Origin of the sequence: Enterobacter sp. DNB-S2 (genome assembly GCF_019443845.1) — a bacterium.
Taxonomy (GTDB): Bacteria; Pseudomonadota; Gammaproteobacteria; order Enterobacterales; family Enterobacteriaceae; genus Enterobacter; species Enterobacter asburiae_B.
In genome coordinates, this window is the sequence record NZ_CP050520.1 from 1,560,803 (window position 1) to 1,577,455 (window position 16,653).

Genomic DNA, 16,653 nt, shown 5'->3' on the forward strand with positions numbered 1-16,653 from the left:
CTGTGTGATAATGCCCGCTCAGTTCGGGCATTTTTTATGTGTAATCTCCTATGACCTTACCCGCTATCGCACAAGCCGTTTCACCGTACCGCCAGCTGCTGGTGGGGTTTAGCGGTGGCCTGGATTCCACCGTTCTGCTCCATCGTCTTAAGCTTTGGCGCGACCGGGAGCCTAACGTCCAGCTTCGGGCGATGCATATTCACCACGGGTTAAGTCCTCATGCAGAGGCGTGGGTGGCGCACTGCGAAGCCTTGTGTGCGGCCTGGGCGATCCCGCTCATCGCTGAGCGAGTGACGCTTGCGAAGGAAGGGCTGGGCATCGAGGCGCAGGCGCGGAAAGCCCGCTATGCCGCATTTGCCGGGGCATTACGTCCTGGAGAAGCGCTGGTCACGGCCCAGCATCTGGACGATCAGTGTGAAACCTTTCTGCTAGCCCTTAAGCGGGGCAGCGGCCCGGCGGGACTTTCTGCCATGCCGACGCGTTCTGAATTTGCCGGCACAACGTTACTGCGTCCGCTGCTTGGCGAGACGCGTGCCTCACTGGAAGCCTGGGCGCGAGAACATCAGCTGAACTGGATCGAAGATGAGAGTAACCAGGATGACGGCTATGACCGTAACTTCCTGCGTCTGCGCGTCCTCCCGCTTTTAGGCGAACGCTGGCCGCATTTCGCCGACGCGACGGCAAGAAGCGCCATGCTGTGCGCCGAACAGGAATCGTTGCTGGATGAACTGTTGAGCGACGAGCTGGCTGCACTCATTTCTGCCGACGGGGCGTTGGCGATCGCACCGATGAAAGCGATGAGCCCGGTACGTCGCGCCGCGCTGTTACGGCGCTGGCTGGCCTTTCATCGCGCCGCGATGCCGTCGAGGACAATGCTGAGCCGTATCTGGGACGAAGTCGCACTGGCGCGGGATGATGCTTCTCCGTGCGTCCACCTGAACGGTTTTGAGGTTAGACGTTATAAAGGGGAGCTCTGGTGGATAAAATCCATGCCCTCGCTGACCGATGTGGTGCTCGACTGGCTTTCTCCTGACGCGCCCCTGATATTGCCCTGTGAGGCAGGACGCGTTTCTCTTCTGTCGTCTGGTCATGTGCGGCTGCCGAAGCCCGGTGAACCGGTCACCGTGCGCTTTAAGGCTGGCGGCCTGCTGCATATCGTCGGGCGCAACGGGGGACGAAAGCTGAAGAAAATATGGCAGGAGTGCAACGTGCCGCCGTGGCTGCGCGACACCACGCCGCTACTGTTCTACGGTGAAACGCTGATCGCTGCGGCAGGGGTGTTCATTACGGAAGAGGGGTGGTCAGAAGAGGGCGTTCGTTTTGAGTGGCAGAAAGCGTAACGGGCAGCCAGGCTGCCCGTTAGTGTCATCAGGATTCGCTCACCACGACGGTGCCGATTTGCGGGTGGCTGAAGCTGGCTATTTTGTCCAGACGCAGCTCACGCGTCGCACCGGCGTCTTCCACTATCAGGTATTCCACATTCTTTCGTGAAACCAGATCGCTGGCTTTCGCCTTCAACACTTCGCCATCTTTTAGCTCCAGCGTCAGTAATAAATGATGCTGGCAGGCGAGTTCGAGGTTGTCATAGTCATCACAATTGATGGGTTGATAAGTATCATTCATCGACATAATCGCTCACCAGTAAATTCGCCGCAGCATACGCTGCTTTTTCCCTGACCGACTCTGAAAGGCTCTCATCAGAGGCCACTTCATTAAGCACCTTCAATACACAGCCCAACGCGTCCGGGATATACCCCAGATCTCCGCTGGCGATTTCCGCATACCGTTTGCGAATTAACTCACAATAATTATTCACATCCCCTCCCGCCAGCGCACTGACTTACTGTGAGATATCATTAAGCCTACGAAGATAAACTCGGTTTAGCAAGGTGACTATACCATACTCATTTAAGCAATATCAGAGCCTTGATAGCGGTGTATTTAACACCCTGTAACAGCCTTTTGCCGCGGTTTTCGCTACAATGTGCGCCTGATTCGAATGGAGTTCTCTCATGGCGCTGAAAGCGACAATTTATAAAGCAGTGGTCAATGTGGCCGATCTGGATCGCAACCAGTTCCTCGATGCGTCGCTTACGCTGGCACGCCACCCCTCCGAAACCCAGGAGCGCATGATGCTGCGCCTGCTGGCGTGGATTAAGTATGCCGACGAGCGTCTGCAGTTTTCCCGTGGGTTAAGCGCAGAAGACGAGCCTGAAGCCTGGCTGCGCAACGATCATCTGGGTATCGATTTGTGGATCGAACTCGGCCTGCCTGACGAGCGCAGAATTAAGAAGGCCTGCACCCAGTCCGCTGAAGTGGCCTTATTCGCGTATAATCAGCGCGCGGCGGAGATCTGGTGGCAGCAAAACAAGAGCAAGTGCGGACAGTTTAAAAATCTCACGGTCTGGTATCTGGATGATGAGCAGCTGGCGCAGTTGAGCGAGTTCGCCGGCCGGACCATGGTTTTGCAGGCGACGATTCAGGATGGCGCCATCTGGCTCTCTGATTCTCAGAATAATCTGGAAATTCATTTAGCAGCGTGGCAACCCGCGTCATGATCGTCTTGTCCCGAAACGTCAGCATTCCTGACAGCGAGCTGGAGATCACCGCCATCCGTGCGCAGGGAGCAGGCGGGCAGCACGTCAACAAGGCGTCGACGGCTATCCATTTGCGTTTTGACATTCGGGCCTCAAGCCTGCCAGAGTATTATAAAGAAAGCCTGCTTGCCGCCAGCCATCACCTGATCACCAGCGATGGCGTGATTGTGATCAAAGCCCAGGAGTACCGCAGCCAGGAGCTCAACCGGGAAGCGGCGGTAGCCAGGCTGGTGGCGGTCATCAAAGAGCTAACGGCAGTACAAAAAAGCCGCCGGGCAACGCGGCCGACCCGCGCATCGAAAGAGCGTCGGTTGTCCTCGAAGGCCCAAAAATCCACAGTGAAAGCACTACGCGGTAAAGTTCGTCGCCCGACAGAGTGACGAAAGGGAACACACTTTTCATAAGGAATTCATTGTGAAAAAAGCATTATGGTCAGCGCTGGCAGTGAGTACGCTGTTTGCGCTTTTTGGGTGTAACAACCGCTCCGAAACGCAGGTTTTACAACCCACGCAAACGGAAGAATTAAAACCGATGCAGCAAAGCTGGCGCGGCGTATTGCCTTGCGCGGACTGTGAAGGCATTGAAACGTCTCTGTTCCTGCAAAAAGATGGCACCTGGGTGATGAATCAGCGCTATCAGGGCGCTAAAGAGCCTTCTTCTTTTGCCACTTATGGAACCTGGGCGCGTACGGCAGAGAAGCTGGTCCTGACGGATACCTCCGGTGAGAAAACCTTTTTCCGCGCCAAAGGCGAGGGGATGGAGATGCTCGACCGCGAAGGCAACCCGATTGAATCCCAGCTCAACTACACGCTGGCGCCGGTAAAAGCGGCTCTGCCTGCCACGCCGATGGCAATGCGGGGGATGTACTTCTATATGGCGGATGCGGCGATCTTTACCGACTGCGCAACCGGCAGGAAGGTCAGCGTGGCAAACAATGCGCAGCTTGAACGTGATTACGCTGTGGCACGCGGCAATGACAGTAAGCCGGTACTGCTGACGGTTGACGGTCACTTTACGCTGGAGCCAAACCCGGATAGCGGGGAGATGGTGAAAACGCTGGTGGCAGATAAAGACGCGAAGTTTGTTGCGGGTAAAGACTGTAACAGTAAATAAGCCGACGCTGAGCCATTAAAAAACCCCGCCTGAGCGGGGTTTTTTGTTTAGCCTTTGATGGCTTTCACCAGGTAATCAAGAATGTCGCCGGTCTTGATCATCTGTTTCTCGCCGCTGCGACGGTATTTGTATTCAATCTCATCGCTGTCGAGGTTACGGTCGCCGATGACGACGGTGTGCGGGATACCGATCAGTTCCATATCGGCAAACATCACGCCCGGACGCTCTTTACGGTCATCCATCAGCACTTCGATACCCTGAGCGCGCAGCTCGGCATACAGCTTCTCGGCCAGCTCCTGCACGCGGTAAGACTTGTGCATGTTCATTGGCAGAATGGCCACCTGGAACGGCGCAATATTGTCCGGCCAGACGATGCCGCGTTCGTCGTAGTTCTGCTCAATCGCCGCAGCCACCACGCGCGTCACCCCGATACCGTAGCAACCCATGGTCAGGATCTGGTTACGGCCATCTTCACCCTGAACAGCCGCGTTCAGCGCGCGAGAGTATTTATCACCCAGCTGGAAGATATGACCCACTTCGATGCCGCGCTTAATCATCAGGGTACCCTGGCCGTCCGGGCTTGGATCGCCTGCAACCACGTTACGGATGTCAGCCACTTCCGGCGTCGCCAGGTCGCGATCCCAGTTGATGCCGAAGTAATGTTTACCGTCGATGTTCGCACCTGCGGAGAAGTCGCTCATTGCCGCAACCGTGCGGTCAATGACAACAGGCACCGGTAGATTGACTGGACCCAGTGAACCTGGACCCGCATTCACCACGGCGCGGATTTCCGCTTCCGTTGCGAAGGTCAGCGGGCTGGCTACCTGCGGCAGCTTCTCGGCTTTCACTTCGTTCAGCTCGTGATCGCCACGCACCAGCAGGGCAACCAGCGGATAAGCGCTGCCTTCGGTGGATTTCACCAGCAGCGTTTTCACGGTTTTTTCGACAGGCAGATTGAACTGCTCAACCAGCTCGGCGATGGTTTTCGCGTTTGGCGTATCAACCAGCGTCATCTCTTGCGTTGCCGCGCCGCGCGGCTCTTTTGGCGCCAGCGCTTCCGCAAATTCGATATTCGCCGCGTAATCTGAAGAGTCAGAGAAGATCACATCGTCTTCACCGCTCTGCGCCAGAACCTGGAACTCATGGGAGGCGCTACCGCCGATGGAGCCGGTATCGGCCTGCACAGCACGGAAATCCAGACCCATGCGGGAGAAGATTTTGCTGTACGCCGCGTACATTGCGTCGTAGGTCTCTTGCAGTGATTCCTGAGAGGTATGGAAAGAGTAAGCATCTTTCATCAGGAATTCGCGAGAGCGCATAACGCCGAAACGCGGGCGAACTTCGTCACGGAACTTGGTCTGGATCTGGAAGAAGTTCAGCGGCAGCTGTTTGTAAGAGCTCAGCTCATTACGAATCAGGTCGGTAATGACTTCTTCATGCGTTGGGCCGAGAACGAACGGACGCTCGCCGCGATCGACAAAGCGCAGCAGTTCAGGACCATATTGCTCCCAACGGCCGCTCTCCTGCCACAGGTCAGCGGGCTGAACCACAGGCATGGACACCTCGATAGCACCGGCGTTGTTCATCTCTTCACGCACGATGTTTTCGACTTTTTTCAGGACGCGCACGCCGGTCGGCAGCCAGGTATATAACCCGGAGGCCAGCTTGCGGATCATCCCGGCGCGCAGCATCAGCTGATGGCTGATCACTTCGGCGTCGGCAGGCGTCTCCTTCAGAGTGGAGAGCAGATATTGGCTAGTACGCATGTTGTTACGGTTCCATTTCGACGATTGGAACAGGCTGAAACACCAGCCTGACACAAAAAAAGTGGTTTAGTTTACCAGTGTGGCAAAGATGCCAAAAGAGAGGAGAACAAAATTACCTGGGTTCAAGGGCAAACACTTCAAAACCTGCTCCGGTGACGCGCCAGCGAACGTTGAAATCAAGCAGCCAGACGGCGTACGTTTTTCCTTCTTCCTCTTCTTTACGGTAGGCCGGACGAGGGTCCTGTGCCAGAACTTCAGTGATGAAATCCCGTAAGCGAGGATAGCGTTTCTCCAGCTGACCGATCTGCGCGGTTATCTCTGGCGTAAAATAAACAGGCATGTCCGCCTGCGGCGCGTCCTGAGCATAACTTGCACGCGCGTCCGGGAGCGCTTCGGCGAAGGGCAAATAGGGTTTGATGTCGATTACCGGCGTGCCGTCCACCAGGTCCAGGCTACCTAACTCCAGTATCACCCGATCTTTCTGGCAGCGTATGCCTTTCAGTTCAACCAGCGACATTCCAATCGGGTTTGGGCGGAAGGTCGAGCGGGTCGCAAACACGCCCATTCTCGCATTTCCGCCAAGACGAGGAGGCCGCACGGTAGGCCGCCAGCCGCCTTCCATCGTCTGGTGAAACACGAACACCACCCATAAATGGCTGAAAGCCTCGAGCCCGCGTACCGCATCGGCCTGATTGTAAGGCGCAATCAGGTGAAGCTCACCGCTTCCGCTGGTGACCAGACCGGGCTGGCGGGGGACGGCGAACTTCTCTTTATAAGGAGAGTGGATAACGCCTATCTGCTCGAACTGAAATGCACTCATTTCGCCGTGATGTTCAGCGCTGAACCGATGCAAACCGCCTGACGGTAGCAGCCCGGCGTGCCGCTGGTGACTTCGCAGCTGTGCAGCAGAACCGCGTTGGCTTTCATTTTTGCGGCATTAATCTGCATACGTTTACGCGCTGTCGGAATATTCGGTGGTGAGTCCTGATTGGTTGCCTGACAGGATTCGCCGCTCACTTCGCCCAGCTCACGGAACGGTTTACCGACGAGTTCGTCTGCTTTCGTGATAATGCGAACCGGCGCAGGGCGAACCACTTTCGGTTTTGCAGGCTCGGTTTTTGGCGGGGTTGCCGTGCTTTGAACAGGTTCAACGGGAGATCTGCTTAGCATAGAACAGCCGCTCAGCATGAGTGCTAAAAGACAGATCGGTAAAGCACGCATAATAGTTCCTCAATGGATAATCAAAACGTCAGATATTGAATCAGTTGACTGCACAAATGACAAGACGGGCATAAGCCCGTCCTGATGATATTACACTGAGGTGAGATTACCAGCCTTTAACAGCGCCGCCGTTAAACACTTTGTTGGCTTCCTGGTAAACTTCATCAGACTGATAAGCCTGAACGAATTTCTTCACGTTTTCCGCGTCCTTGTTGTCTTCGCGAGTCACGATCAGGTTAACGTACGGGGAGTCTTTATCTTCAACGAAGATACCGTCTTTAGCTGGCGTCAGGCCAATCTGGCTGGCATAGGTGGTGTTGATCACGGCCAGGGCAATCTGCGCATCGTCCAAAGAACGTGGCAGCTGCGGTGCTTCCAGTTCAACAATTTTCAGATTTTTCGGGTTCTCGGTGACATCCAGAACGGTTGGCAGCAGGCCAACACCGTCTTTCAGTTTGATCAGGCCCACTTTCTGCAGCAGCAGCAGGGAACGGCCAAGGTTGGTTGGGTCGTTAGGCACGGCAACCTGAGAACCCGGCTGCAGCTCGTCCAGCGATTTAATTTTCTTAGAGTAACCGGCAATTGGATAAACGAAGGTGTTACCAACACCCACCAGTTTATAGCCACGATCTTTGATCTGCTGATCCAGGTATGGCTTATGCTGGAAGGCGTTAGCGTCGATATCGCCTTTGCTCAGCGCTTCGTTCGGCAGAACGTAATCGTTGAAGGTCACGAGCTCAACGTCCAGGCCATATTTCTCTTTCGCCACTTTCTGAGCAACTTCAGCAACCTGTTGTTCTGCACCCACGATAACGCCCACTTTGATGTGGTTTGGATCTTTTTCGTCCTGACCGCAACCCACCAGTGCCAGAGAGCCGATCAGCGCGCCTACTGCTGCAAAGGTCTTTAATTTAAACGCCATGTTTTATCCTTAACTCGTAGAGTTTGTGTTGTGTGTAACGTTATTTGTGAGTAACGGTCCGGACGATGCGATCGCCGGAGAACTGGATTAAATAAACCAGAACAACCAGCAATACCAGAACGGTATTCATCACGGTAGCGTTATATCCAATATAGCCGTACTGGTAACCAATCTGGCCTAAACCGCCAGCGCCAACTGCGCCACCCATTGCGGAATAACCGACCAGCGTGATGAGCGTGATGGTTGCCGCGTTCACCAGGCCTGGCAGTGCTTCCGGGAGCAGGACTTTGCGGACGATCTGCATCGGCGTTGCGCCCATCGCGCGTGAGGCTTCGATCAAACCGGTTGGGATCTCCAGCAGGGCGTTTTCCACCATACGGGCGATAAACGGCGCAGCCCCCACGGTCAGCGGAACAATGGCCGCCTGCAGACCGATAGACGTTCCGACGATCACGCGGGTAAATGGAATCATCCACACCAGCAGAATAATGAAGGGAATAGAACGGAAGATGTTCACCAGCGCTGAGAGCGTACGGTACAGTTTCGCGTTCTCAATGATTTGACCCGGACGCGTCACGTACAGCAGTACGCCGACCGGCAGGCCAATCACAAAACCAAAGAAGCCAGAGACAAAGGTCATTGCCAGCGTTTCCCAAACGCCGCGAACCAGCAGCCACATCATCGGCTCAGACATAACCCAGTACCTCTACTTTTACGTGGTGTTCTTGCAGCCAGGCAATCGCGGCCTGGGTTTCTTCTTGTGTGCCGTGCATTTCTGTCAGCATGATGCCGAACTTCACGCCACCGGCGTAATCCATCTGCGCGCTGATAATGTTGTTGTTCACGTTAAAGCGACGCGCGGTTTCGGAAAGCAGGGGAGCGTCAACGGACTGACCGGTGAACTCCATGCGCAGCATCGGGACGCTGTCTGCTGCGGGTTCGGTTTTCAAACGCTCCAGATAATCTTCCGGAATATCCAGATGCAGCGTGGACTGGATGAACTGCTGTGCCAGCGGCGTCTTCGGATGCGAGAACACTTCACTTACCGTGTCCTGCTCGATCAGTTCACCGTTGCTGATGACCGCCACGCAGTCGCAGATGCGTTTCACCACGTCCATCTCATGTGTAATAAGGAGGATCGTCAGGCCCAGGCGACGGTTAATGTCTTTCAGCAGTTCCAGAATCGAACGCGTGGTTGCCGGATCCAGTGCGCTGGTGGCTTCATCACACAGCAGTACCTTAGGATTGCTTGCCAGCGCGCGGGCAATGGCCACACGCTGCTTTTGCCCACCGGACAGATTTGCCGGGTAGCTATCATGCTTGTCGCCCAGACCCACGAGATCGAGCAGTTCGGTGACGCGACGATTCACTTCTTCTTTTGGCGTGTTATCCAGCTCAAGCGGCAGGGCAACGTTGCCGAATACGGTGCGGGAAGCCAGCAGGTTAAAGTGCTGGAAGATCATGCCAATCTGACGACGCGCTTTGGTGAGTTCTTTCTCTGAGAGGGCGGTAAGTTCCTGGCCGCCAACTTCTACGCTGCCCTGGGTTGGGCGCTCAAGCAGGTTAACACAACGAATCAGCGTGCTTTTACCTGCACCCGATGCGCCAATGACGCCATAAATTTGACCAGCAGGAACATGCAGGCTGACGTTGTTCAGCGCCTGAATGGTTCGGTTCCCCTGCTGGAACACTTTGGTGATATTGGAAAGTTTAATCATTAGATTATTTTTATCGTATGTAAGTTAGCCGTGGCATTTTCTTCTGCCAGATACGGGTGATGACCGTAAACAAAACGGATGTTAAGGCATCCAGACGTCTAAATCAATCCAACTCTGTACGATGAGCACTTTATTGCGCTGCGATTCATGAGATACTAGTCGAACATGCCTTTTTCAGGAGCAAACCGGTGGCAAAATCAGTACCCGCAATTTTTCTCGATCGTGATGGCACTATTAATGTGGATCACGGTTATGTTCATGAGATTGATGAGTTCGAGTTTATCGAGGGCGTAATAGATGCCATGCGCCAGCTGAAAGAGATGGGTTATGCGCTGGTGGTTGTGACGAACCAGTCCGGTATTGCACGCGGTAAATTCACCGAGGCGCAGTTCGAGACGCTGACGGAATGGATGGACTGGTCGCTGGCCGACCGCGGTGTGGATCTCGACGGCATCTACTATTGTCCGCACCACCCGCAGGGAACCGTTGATGCGTATCGCCAGACCTGTGACTGCCGTAAGCCGCATCCGGGGATGTTCATCTCTGCACAGGAGTTCCTGCACATTGATATGTCTGCTTCTTATATGGTGGGCGATAAACTGGAAGATATGCAGGCGGCAGCGGCAGCGGGTGTAGGAACCAAAATATTAGTTCGCACCGGTAAGCCAGTGACGCCAGAAGCAGAAAATGCAGCGGATTGGGTGATTAATAGTCTGGCCGACCTGCCAAAAGAGATTAAAAAGCACCAAAAATAGCCTTTTTGGTGAAAAGGTGAGCGGTTGAAATAAAAATGCATTTTTCCGCTTGTCATTCCTCGGCGGCCCCCTATAATGCGCCTCCATCGACACGGCGGATGTGAATCACTTCACAGACAACGCGGTCGGTTGAAGAGAAAAATTCTGAAATAACGGGTTGACTCTGAAAGAGGAAAGCGTAATATACGCCACCTCGCAACGGTGAGCGAAAGCCGCGTTGCACTGCTCTTTAACAATTTATCAGACAATCTGTGTGGGCACTCAAAGTGACATGGATTCTTAACGTCGCAAGACGAAAAATGAATACCAAGTCTCTGAGTGAACATACGTAATTCATTACGAAGTTTAATTCACGAGCATCAAACTTAAATTGAAGAGTTTGATCATGGCTCAGATTGAACGCTGGCGGCAGGCCTAACACATGCAAGTCGAGCGGCAGCGGAAAGTAGCTTGCTACTTTGCCGGCGAGCGGCGGACGGGTGAGTAATGTCTGGGAAACTGCCTGATGGAGGGGGATAACTACTGGAAACGGTAGCTAATACCGCATAATGTCGCAAGACCAAAGAGGGGGACCTTCGGGCCTCTTGCCATCAGATGTGCCCAGATGGGATTAGCTAGTAGGTGGGGTAACGGCTCACCTAGGCGACGATCCCTAGCTGGTCTGAGAGGATGACCAGCCACACTGGAACTGAGACACGGTCCAGACTCCTACGGGAGGCAGCAGTGGGGAATATTGCACAATGGGCGCAAGCCTGATGCAGCCATGCCGCGTGTATGAAGAAGGCCTTCGGGTTGTAAAGTACTTTCAGCGGGGAGGAAGGTGTTGAGGCTAATAACCTCAGCAATTGACGTTACCCGCAGAAGAAGCACCGGCTAACTCCGTGCCAGCAGCCGCGGTAATACGGAGGGTGCAAGCGTTAATCGGAATTACTGGGCGTAAAGCGCACGCAGGCGGTCTGTCAAGTCGGATGTGAAATCCCCGGGCTCAACCTGGGAACTGCATTCGAAACTGGCAGGCTAGAGTCTTGTAGAGGGGGTAGAATTCCAGGTGTAGCGGTGAAATGCGTAGAGATCTGGAGGAATACCGGTGGCGAAGGCGGCCCCCTGGACAAAGACTGACGCTCAGGTGCGAAAGCGTGGGGAGCAAACAGGATTAGATACCCTGGTAGTCCACGCCGTAAACGATGTCGACTTGGAGGTTGTGCCCTTGAGGCGTGGCTTCCGGAGCTAACGCGTTAAGTCGACCGCCTGGGGAGTACGGCCGCAAGGTTAAAACTCAAATGAATTGACGGGGGCCCGCACAAGCGGTGGAGCATGTGGTTTAATTCGATGCAACGCGAAGAACCTTACCTACTCTTGACATCCAGAGAACTTAGCAGAGATGCTTTGGTGCCTTCGGGAACTCTGAGACAGGTGCTGCATGGCTGTCGTCAGCTCGTGTTGTGAAATGTTGGGTTAAGTCCCGCAACGAGCGCAACCCTTATCCTTTGTTGCCAGCGGTTAGGCCGGGAACTCAAAGGAGACTGCCAGTGATAAACTGGAGGAAGGTGGGGATGACGTCAAGTCATCATGGCCCTTACGAGTAGGGCTACACACGTGCTACAATGGCGCATACAAAGAGAAGCGACCTCGCGAGAGCAAGCGGACCTCATAAAGTGCGTCGTAGTCCGGATTGGAGTCTGCAACTCGACTCCATGAAGTCGGAATCGCTAGTAATCGTAGATCAGAATGCTACGGTGAATACGTTCCCGGGCCTTGTACACACCGCCCGTCACACCATGGGAGTGGGTTGCAAAAGAAGTAGGTAGCTTAACCTTCGGGAGGGCGCTTACCACTTTGTGATTCATGACTGGGGTGAAGTCGTAACAAGGTAACCGTAGGGGAACCTGCGGTTGGATCACCTCCTTACCTTAAAGAACCTGCCTTTGTAGTGCTCACACAGATTGTCTGATGAAAAACAGCAGTAAAAATCTCTGCAGGCTTGTAGCTCAGGTGGTTAGAGCGCACCCCTGATAAGGGTGAGGTCGGTGGTTCAAGTCCACTCAGGCCTACCAAACTCCTTTTAAAGGATGAGCGGTACAGAGATTGCAAACGATGGGGCTATAGCTCAGCTGGGAGAGCGCCTGCTTTGCACGCAGGAGGTCTGCGGTTCGATCCCGCATAGCTCCACCATCTTTTACTGCGAACACAAGAAAACTTCAGAGTGAACCTGAAAAGGTGCACTGCGAAGTTTTGCTCTTTAAAAATCTGGATCAAGCTGAAAATTGAAACGACACATCTTAATGGTGTGTTCGAGTCTCTCAAATTTTCGCAAGTCGATGGTGAATCGAAAGAAACATCTTCGGGTTGTGAGGTTAAGCGACTAAGCGTACACGGTGGATGCCCTGGCAGTCAGAGGCGATGAAGGACGTGCTAATCTGCGAAAAGCGCCGGCGAGGTGATATGAACCTTTGACCCGGCGATGTCCGAATGGGGAAACCCAGTGTGATTCGTCACACTATCGTTAACTGAATACATAGGTTAACGAGGCGAACCGGGGGAACTGAAACATCTAAGTACCCCGAGGAAAAGAAATCAACCGAGATTCCCCCAGTAGCGGCGAGCGAACGGGGAGCAGCCCAGAGTCTGAATCAGCTTGTGTGTTAGTGGAAGCGTCTGGAAAGTCGCACGGTACAGGGTGACAGTCCCGTACACGAAAGCACACAGGCTGTGAACTCGAAGAGTAGGGCGGGACACGTGGTATCCTGTCTGAATATGGGGGACCATCCTCCAAGGCTAAATACTCCTGACTGACCGATAGTGAACCAGTACCGTGAGGGAAAGGCGAAAAGAACCCCGGCGAGGGGAGTGAAAAAGAACCTGAAACCGTGTACGTACAAGCAGTGGGAGCACCCTTGTGGTGTGACTGCGTACCTTTTGTATAATGGGTCAGCGACTTATATTCTGTAGCAAGGTTAACCGTATAGGGGAGCCGAAGGGAAACCGAGTCTTAACTGGGCGTTAAGTTGCAGGGTATAGACCCGAAACCCGGTGATCTAGCCATGGGCAGGTTGAAGGTTGGGTAACACTAACTGGAGGACCGAACCGACTAATGTTGAAAAATTAGCGGATGACTTGTGGCTGGGGGTGAAAGGCCAATCAAACCGGGAGATAGCTGGTTCTCCCCGAAAGCTATTTAGGTAGCGCCTCGTGAACTCATCTTCGGGGGTAGAGCACTGTTTCGGCTAGGGGGCCATCCCGGCTTACCAACCCGATGCAAACTACGAATACCGAAGAATGTTATCACGGGAGACACACGGCGGGTGCTAACGTCCGTCGTGAAGAGGGAAACAACCCAGACCGCCAGCTAAGGTCCCAAAGTCATGGTTAAGTGGGAAACGATGTGGGAAGGCACAGACAGCCAGGATGTTGGCTTAGAAGCAGCCATCATTTAAAGAAAGCGTAATAGCTCACTGGTCGAGTCGGCCTGCGCGGAAGATGTAACGGGGCTAAACCATGCACCGAAGCTGCGGCAGCGACGCTTAGGCGTTGTTGGGTAGGGGAGCGTTCTGTAAGCCGTTGAAGGTGTGCTGTGAGGCATGCTGGAGGTATCAGAAGTGCGAATGCTGACATAAGTAACGATAAAGCGGGTGAAAAGCCCGCTCGCCGGAAGACCAAGGGTTCCTGTCCAACGTTAATCGGGGCAGGGTGAGTCGACCCCTAAGGCGAGGCCGAAAGGCGTAGTCGATGGGAAACAGGTTAATATTCCTGTACTTGGTGTTACTGCGAAGGGGGACGGAGAAGGCTATGTTAGCCGGGCGACGGTTGTCCCGGTTTAAGCATGTAGGCGGAACGATTAGGTAAATCCGGTCGTTTATTAACGCTGAGGTGTGATGACGAGGCACTACGGTGCTGAAGTAACAAATGCCCTGCTTCCAGGAAAAGCCTCTAAGCATCAGGTAACATCAAATCGTACCCCAAACCGACACAGGTGGTCAGGTAGAGAATACCAAGGCGCTTGAGAGAACTCGGGTGAAGGAACTAGGCAAAATGGTGCCGTAACTTCGGGAGAAGGCACGCTGATATGTAGGTGAAGCCCCTGCGGGTGGAGCTGAAATCAGTCGAAGATACCAGCTGGCTGCAACTGTTTATTAAAAACACAGCACTGTGCAAACACGAAAGTGGACGTATACGGTGTGACGCCTGCCCGGTGCCGGAAGGTTAATTGATGGGGTTAGCGGCAACGCGAAGCTCTTGATCGAAGCCCCGGTAAACGGCGGCCGTAACTATAACGGTCCTAAGGTAGCGAAATTCCTTGTCGGGTAAGTTCCGACCTGCACGAATGGCGTAATGATGGCCAGGCTGTCTCCACCCGAGACTCAGTGAAATTGAACTCGCTGTGAAGATGCAGTGTACCCGCGGCAAGACGGAAAGACCCCGTGAACCTTTACTATAGCTTGACACTGAACACTGGTCCTTGATGTGTAGGATAGGTGGGAGGCTTTGAAGCGTGGACGCCAGTCTGCGTGGAGCCATCCTTGAAATACCACCCTTTAATGGCTGGTGTTCTAACGTAGACCCGTAATCCGGGTTGCGGACAGTGTCTGGTGGGTAGTTTGACTGGGGCGGTCTCCTCCCAAAGAGTAACGGAGGAGCACGAAGGTTAGCTAATCCTGGTCGGACATCAGGAGGTTAGTGCAATGGCATAAGCTAGCTTGACTGCGAGAGTGACGGCTCGAGCAGGTGCGAAAGCAGGTCATAGTGATCCGGTGGTTCTGAATGGAAGGGCCATCGCTCAACGGATAAAAGGTACTCCGGGGATAACAGGCTGATACCGCCCAAGAGTTCATATCGACGGCGGTGTTTGGCACCTCGATGTCGGCTCATCACATCCTGGGGCTGAAGTAGGTCCCAAGGGTATGGCTGTTCGCCATTTAAAGTGGTACGCGAGCTGGGTTTAGAACGTCGTGAGACAGTTCGGTCCCTATCTGCCGTGGGCGCTGGAGAATTGAGGGGGCTGCTCCTAGTACGAGAGGACCGGAGTGGACGCATCACTGGTGTTCGGGTTGTCATGCCAATGGCACTGCCCGGTAGCTAAATGCGGAAAAGATAAGTGCTGAAAGCATCTAAGCACGAAACTTGCCCCGAGATGAGTTCTCCCTGACCCTTTAAGGGTCCTGAAGGAACGTTGAAGACTACGACGTTGATAGGTCGGGTGTGTAAGCGCAGCGATGCGTTGAGCTAACCGATACTAATGAACCGTGAGGCTTAACCTTACAACGCCGAAGCTGTTTCGGCGGATGAGACAATCGATTTTCAGCTCTGATACAGATTAACAGAATTTGCCTGGCGGCTTTAGCGCGGTGGTCCCACCTGACCCCATGCCGAACTCAGAAGTGAAACGCCGTAGCGCCGATGGTAGTGTGGGGTCTCCCCATGTGAGAGTAGGGAACTGCCAGGCATCAAATTAAGTAGTAAGCCGGTGCATAAATCCGGTGGTTACAGCAGTCTTCGGTGGAGCGGTAGTTCAGTCGGTTAGAATACCTGCCTGTCACGCAGGGGGTCGCGGGTTCGAGTCCCGTCCGTTCCGCCACTTATTAAAAGCCCTGAGCTCACGCTCAGGGCTTTTTTCTTATCTGACGTTTAATTATTGCGAAATTAGCAAAAATCCTCTGCGTTTTGCGATCTTTTTCTCTATAACAACGCCAGCGATAATCTTCCTCAGTTTACGAACATAATGATTGAGGAATAGTATGACTCTCCCTGCATTTGGTCTGGGCACTTTCCGCCTGAAAGACGACGTTGTTATCGCATCGGTTAAAACCGCACTCGAACTGGGCTATCGTGCAGTTGATACGGCACAGATCTATGAAAACGAAGCTGCCGTTGGACAAGCTCTCGAAGAGAGTGGTGTACCGCGTAATGAACTGTTTATCACCACGAAAATCTGGATTGAGAATCTCAGCAAAGATAAGCTGATCCCAAGCCTGAAAGAGAGCCTGAAAAAACTGCGTACTGACTACGTAGATCTGACGCTGATCCACTGGCCATCACCGAATGATACCGTCTCAGTAGAAGAATTCATGCAGGCATTGCTGGAAGCGAAAAAGCAGGGCTTAACCCGCGAAATCGGGATCTCCAACTTCACCATTCCGCTGATGGAAAAAGCCATTGCTGCTGTTGGTGCAGAAAATATTGCAACCAACCAGATTGAGCTGTCGCCATACCTGCAAAACCGCAAAGTCGTGGAATGGGCAAAACAGCACGGGATCCACATCACCTCATACATGACGCTGGCCTACGGTAAGGCGCTGAAAGATGAAGTGATTACGCGTATCGCAGAGAAACATAACGCGACTGCTGCGCAGGTCATTCTGGCATGGGCAATGGGTGAAGGTTATGCCGTGATCCCATCATCAACTAAGCGTGAAAACCTGACCAGCAACCTGTTAGCAACGGATCTTCATCTGGATGCAGACGATAAAAAAGCGATCGCAGCGCTGGAGTGCAACGATCGCCTGGTAAGCCCGGAAGGCTTAGCTCCTGACTGGGATTAAGTTTGACCCACCCTCTGTAACCTGA

Annotated in this window: 14 protein-coding genes, 3 tRNA genes and 3 rRNA genes; 12 read left to right on the top strand and 8 right to left on the bottom strand. The window is 53.7% G+C overall.

All coding sequences use genetic code 11. From position 1 onward, the window contains the following. Nucleotides 1–50: 50 nt before the first annotated feature. Nucleotides 51–1,340, top strand: coding sequence for a tRNA lysidine(34) synthetase TilS (gene tilS / locus HB664_RS07300; protein WP_219940543.1), 1,290 nt, complete (start codon nucleotides 51–53; stop codon nucleotides 1,338–1,340). A gap of 28 nt (nucleotides 1,341–1,368) precedes the next feature. Here tilS and rof read toward each other — a convergent pair whose 3' ends face one another. After that, nucleotides 1,369–1,629 carry a Rho-binding antiterminator gene (gene rof, locus HB664_RS07305; protein WP_008501890.1) on the bottom strand — a complete coding sequence of 87 codons (261 nt, stop codon included), beginning with the start codon at nucleotides 1,627–1,629 and terminating at the stop codon, nucleotides 1,369–1,371. After that, nucleotides 1,616–1,816 carry a YaeP family protein gene (locus tag HB664_RS07310; RefSeq protein ID WP_006173580.1) on the bottom strand — a complete coding sequence of 67 codons (201 nt, stop codon included), beginning with the start codon at nucleotides 1,814–1,816 and terminating at the stop codon, nucleotides 1,616–1,618. The genes rof and HB664_RS07310 overlap by 14 nt, the downstream gene beginning before the upstream one ends. Before the next feature lie 196 nt (nucleotides 1,817–2,012). Between HB664_RS07310 and HB664_RS07315 the strand changes: the two genes are divergently transcribed. The 3 genes from HB664_RS07315 to nlpE are packed head-to-tail and all read left to right on the top strand — an operon-like array spanning nucleotide 2,013 to nucleotide 3,710. Further along, nucleotides 2,013–2,558, top strand: coding sequence for a YaeQ family protein (locus HB664_RS07315; RefSeq protein ID WP_048978982.1), 546 nt, complete (start codon nucleotides 2,013–2,015; stop codon nucleotides 2,556–2,558). Continuing rightward, nucleotides 2,555–2,977 (top strand): alternative ribosome rescue aminoacyl-tRNA hydrolase ArfB, encoded by a 423-nt coding sequence (arfB, locus tag HB664_RS07320; protein ID WP_048978981.1) that lies wholly within the window; start codon nucleotides 2,555–2,557, stop codon nucleotides 2,975–2,977. Before HB664_RS07315 ends, arfB begins: the two co-directional genes overlap by 4 nt. A gap of 34 nt (nucleotides 2,978–3,011) precedes the next feature. Further along, nucleotides 3,012–3,710 carry an envelope stress response activation lipoprotein NlpE gene (gene nlpE / locus HB664_RS07325; protein WP_039260572.1) on the top strand — a complete coding sequence of 233 codons (699 nt, stop codon included), beginning with the start codon at nucleotides 3,012–3,014 and terminating at the stop codon, nucleotides 3,708–3,710. 47 nt (nucleotides 3,711–3,757) lie between these two features. On the opposite strand, the gene proS is transcribed toward nlpE, so the two are convergent. The 6 genes from proS to metN all read right to left on the bottom strand — a co-directional run bounded on the left by proS (nucleotide 3,758) and on the right by metN (nucleotide 9,337). Next, nucleotides 3,758–5,476 (bottom strand): proline--tRNA ligase, encoded by a 1,719-nt coding sequence (proS, locus tag HB664_RS07330; protein WP_211438420.1) that lies wholly within the window; start codon nucleotides 5,474–5,476, stop codon nucleotides 3,758–3,760. Nucleotides 5,477–5,588: 112 nt separating this feature from the next. Further along, a complete protein-coding gene (gene tsaA / locus HB664_RS07335; RefSeq protein ID WP_033144682.1) occupies nucleotides 5,589–6,296 on the bottom strand; it encodes a tRNA (N6-threonylcarbamoyladenosine(37)-N6)-methyltransferase TrmO in 708 nt (235 codons plus the stop codon). Continuing rightward, nucleotides 6,293–6,697, bottom strand: a complete 405-nt coding sequence (gene rcsF / locus HB664_RS07340) for an Rcs stress response system protein RcsF (protein WP_008501883.1) — start codon at nucleotides 6,695–6,697, stop codon at nucleotides 6,293–6,295. The genes tsaA and rcsF overlap by 4 nt, the downstream gene beginning before the upstream one ends. A 106-nt stretch (nucleotides 6,698–6,803) precedes the next feature. Next, nucleotides 6,804–7,619 carry a methionine ABC transporter substrate-binding lipoprotein MetQ gene (gene metQ, locus HB664_RS07345; RefSeq protein ID WP_014168729.1) on the bottom strand — a complete coding sequence of 272 codons (816 nt, stop codon included), beginning with the start codon at nucleotides 7,617–7,619 and terminating at the stop codon, nucleotides 6,804–6,806. 40 nt (nucleotides 7,620–7,659) lie between these two features. Then, complete coding sequence (locus HB664_RS07350; protein WP_014168730.1) at nucleotides 7,660–8,313, bottom strand: methionine ABC transporter permease MetI; 654 nt, start codon at nucleotides 8,311–8,313, stop codon at nucleotides 7,660–7,662. After that, nucleotides 8,306–9,337 carry a methionine ABC transporter ATP-binding protein MetN gene (gene metN, locus HB664_RS07355; protein WP_219940544.1) on the bottom strand — a complete coding sequence of 344 codons (1,032 nt, stop codon included), beginning with the start codon at nucleotides 9,335–9,337 and terminating at the stop codon, nucleotides 8,306–8,308. The genes HB664_RS07350 and metN overlap by 8 nt, the downstream gene beginning before the upstream one ends. A 188-nt stretch (nucleotides 9,338–9,525) precedes the next feature. Here metN and gmhB point away from each other — a divergent pair, with 188 nt between their 5' ends. From gmhB to dkgB, 8 genes are all read left to right on the top strand, one after another. Continuing rightward, entirely contained in the window at nucleotides 9,526–10,092 is a 567-nt protein-coding gene (gene gmhB, locus HB664_RS07360) for a D-glycero-beta-D-manno-heptose 1,7-bisphosphate 7-phosphatase (RefSeq protein WP_048974968.1), read from the top strand. Nucleotides 10,093–10,459: 367 nt separating this feature from the next. Beyond that, nucleotides 10,460–12,000, top strand: a 16S ribosomal RNA gene (locus HB664_RS07365). Between the two features lie 69 nt (nucleotides 12,001–12,069). Next, a tRNA-Ile gene (locus tag HB664_RS07370) sits at nucleotides 12,070–12,146 on the top strand. 42 nt (nucleotides 12,147–12,188) lie between these two features. Continuing rightward, nucleotides 12,189–12,264 (top strand) — tRNA-Ala (locus tag HB664_RS07375). 180 nt (nucleotides 12,265–12,444) lie between these two features. Beyond that, a 23S ribosomal RNA gene (locus HB664_RS07380) occupies nucleotides 12,445–15,347 on the top strand. Between the two features lie 69 nt (nucleotides 15,348–15,416). After that, nucleotides 15,417–15,532, top strand: a 5S ribosomal RNA gene (gene rrf / locus HB664_RS07385). The 16S, 23S and 5S rRNA genes sit together here with 3 tRNA genes alongside, the layout of an rRNA operon. A gap of 55 nt (nucleotides 15,533–15,587) precedes the next feature. Continuing rightward, nucleotides 15,588–15,664, top strand: a tRNA-Asp gene (locus HB664_RS07390). Nucleotides 15,665–15,824: 160 nt separating this feature from the next. Beyond that, entirely contained in the window at nucleotides 15,825–16,628 is an 804-nt protein-coding gene (gene dkgB, locus HB664_RS07395; protein ID WP_219940545.1) for a 2,5-didehydrogluconate reductase DkgB, read from the top strand. The last annotated feature ends 25 nt before the right edge of the window (nucleotides 16,629–16,653 follow it).